Origin of the sequence: Halobacterium sp. CBA1126 (assembly GCF_009741975.1) — an archaeon.
GTDB lineage: Archaea > Halobacteriota > Halobacteria > Halobacteriales > Halobacteriaceae > Halobacterium.
Genome location: NZ_WPCF01000196.1, coordinates 1 through 1,654 on the forward strand (window position 1 = coordinate 1; position 1,654 = coordinate 1,654).

The 1,654-nt window shown below is 70.9% G+C and carries 4 protein-coding genes; 2 read left to right on the forward strand and 2 right to left on the reverse strand.

What is annotated here, in order from left to right; genetic code table 11:
- Nucleotides 1–76: 76 nt before the first annotated feature.
- Nucleotides 77–682 (reverse strand): carbonic anhydrase, encoded by a 606-nt coding sequence (locus GJ634_RS15100; protein ID WP_157503648.1) that lies wholly within the window; start codon nt 680–682, stop codon nt 77–79.
- An 87-nt stretch (nt 683–769) separates the two neighbouring features.
- A complete protein-coding gene (locus tag GJ634_RS15105; RefSeq protein WP_157503649.1) occupies nt 770–1,174 on the reverse strand; it encodes a CBS domain-containing protein in 405 nt (134 codons plus the stop codon).
- A gap of 112 nt (nt 1,175–1,286) precedes the next feature.
- Here GJ634_RS15105 and GJ634_RS16300 point away from each other — a divergent pair, with 112 nt between their 5' ends.
- Complete coding sequence (locus tag GJ634_RS16300) at nt 1,287–1,472, forward strand: hypothetical protein (RefSeq protein WP_231737064.1); 186 nt, start codon at nt 1,287–1,289, stop codon at nt 1,470–1,472.
- The gene (locus tag GJ634_RS16305; protein ID WP_231737065.1) at nt 1,430–1,621 is read left to right on the forward strand and encodes a hypothetical protein; all 192 of its coding nucleotides are present in this window, start codon (nt 1,430–1,432) and stop codon (nt 1,619–1,621) included. The genes GJ634_RS16300 and GJ634_RS16305 overlap by 43 nt, the downstream gene beginning before the upstream one ends.
- The last annotated feature ends 33 nt before the right edge of the window (nt 1,622–1,654 follow it).

A 1,654-nucleotide genomic window follows, 5' to 3' on the forward strand; every position in this document is an offset into this window, starting at 1 on the left:
GGCCGCCGCGCTCGCGGGCTGGCTGCTCGTCACCGACCGCCGGCGGGCCGCGTGACCGAAGAGGCCGCTCGCGGAGTCACTCGACGCGCGTGCTGACGTCCTCGGCGATGCGCCCGCCGGGGTGGCGGAGCGTGCCGCTCTCGACCTCGTAGACGTAGCCGTGGACGGTCGCGTCCACGAGCGGGTGCTCCTCGAGGTAGCGGACCTGCGCGGCGCAGGCCTCGTCGATGTCGTCGGTCATGCGGACCCAGTCCGCGACCGAGGCGTCGCCGACAGAGAGCTCGGGGAGCGCGGGGTCGAGGTCAACGTCCTCGAGATCGCCGCCGGCAGCGGCTTCCAGCCCCTCGGCGACCGCGTCGTCGGGCGCGCTCATCATCCCGCAGTCGGTGTGGTTGACGACGATGACCTCCTCGGTGTCGAAGAACTGCGTGGTGAGCGCGGCCGACCGCACCACGTCGTCGGTGACCTTCCCGCCGGCGTTCCGGAAGATCTGGGCGTCGCCGAGCTCGATGCCGAGCGCCTCCTCGACGGGGATGCGCTCGTCCATGCACGCGACGACCAGCAGCTGCTTGTCGGTGGGGATGCCCTTGCGGCGGCGCCGCGCCCAGTCGTCGCGGGCTTCGACGGTCTCGTCGACGTGTTCGTGGTGGTGGCCGGGCTCGTGGCCGTGTGTGTCTGTCATGCACGCGAGCCTCTAGCGCAGAAGGGCGTGGTAGTTGGTCACTCGGCGAGGCTCGCCGGGGAATCCGCGAGCGCCGAGAACGAACGGTTACGCCGGGCTGGGCGTCTGCACGGTGGAGATGTACGACGCGAGGTCCTTCGTGGTGATCATCCCGATGACGTTGTCCTCGTCGTCGACGACGGGCATGTGGTGGAAGCCGTGTTCGAGCATCGCGTCGGCGACGTCGCGGATGGACTCCTGGACGCCCGTGGTGACGACGTCCGTGGTCATGTAGCGCTCGACGGTGGTCTCCGCCTTCGGCTTGCTCTTCGCGACGATGGTCACGAAGTCGGTGTTCGTGAGGATGCCCTCGAGGTGGCCGTTCTCGTCCACGACGACGACGGAGCCGATGCCGTTGTCGATCATCAGGTCGGCGGCGTCCTCGACGAGCGTGTCCGGCGTCACCGTGTGGATGCTGTCCGACATCAGTCGGCCGACGAAAATATCGTCCATACTGGACGGTGGCGCCGCGGAGTGTTAAGCGTTGTCTGTCACCACGACAGCCCCGCGCACGACCCCCGCTCGAACCGAACGACCTACACGCGTCGGCGCCCAACCGTCGGGCGTGTTTCCCGTCGCGCACGCCGAGACCGCGGGGGTGGACGTCCCGCTCGTGCTCGCGCTCGCCGCCGCGGGCGTGGCGTCCGCCGTGCTGACGGGCGCGGCGCTGACGGCGTTCCTGCGCCGGCGCTCGCGGCCTACCTGCTGGTGGCGCTCGCGCTCGGGACGCTGCTCGCGCGCTCCGTTGTAGCGGGCGCGAGCATGGGCGGCCTGCTCGCGGCCGACGTCCACCACGTCCTCGAGCACGGCCTCGACGTCGTGATGGCGGGCCTCGTCATCGCCGCAGTCTGGTACGCGCGCTCGGTCGCCGACGACCCCGCCGGGGGTGACGGCGCGTGACCGACACCCGCGACCGGGTCGCCGCGCACGTCC

Excerpts from the sequence above, each read along its gene's own strand:
- GJ634_RS15105 (WP_157503649.1), bottom strand. The coding sequence starts at position 1,174 with ATGGACGATATTTTCGTCGGCCGACTGATGTCGGACAGCATCCACACG.
- GJ634_RS15100 (WP_157503648.1), bottom strand. The coding sequence starts at position 682 with ATGACAGACACACACGGCCACGAGCCCGGCCACCACCACGAACACGTC.